The organism is Butyricimonas sp. DFI.6.44, assembly GCF_022132345.1.
Taxonomy (GTDB): domain Bacteria; phylum Bacteroidota; class Bacteroidia; order Bacteroidales; family Marinifilaceae; genus Butyricimonas; species Butyricimonas muris.
The window spans coordinates 1-252 of sequence record NZ_JAKNJD010000041.1 but is presented as its reverse complement, the minus strand read 5'-3'; the positions used below and the strand labels follow the sequence as shown (position 1 = coordinate 252).

At 63.9% G+C, this 252-nt stretch carries 1 protein-coding gene; it reads left to right on the top strand.

All coding sequences use genetic code 11. The features are described 5' to 3' along the window. The coding region (locus tag L0M98_RS22555; RefSeq protein ID WP_237962014.1) for a S24 family peptidase at positions 1-252 on the top strand (252 nt) is incomplete at both ends.

Below are 252 nucleotides of genomic sequence, written 5' to 3'. Positions count from 1 at the left end.
GGAGGAGATCGAATTTCCGGCGGTCGCCGACGAACATGCCTATGCGCTCGAAATCGCCGGCGATTCGATGATGCCGCTGTTCCGCGACGGCGACACGGTCATCGTCTCGCCCGGCGCGCCGGTGCGACGCGGCGACCGCGTGATCGTGAAGACGCGCGAGGGCGAGGTTCTCGCCAAGGAACTCAAGCGCCGCACCGCGAAGACGATCGAACTGAAATCGATCAATCCGCAATACGAGGATCGCGTGCTGTC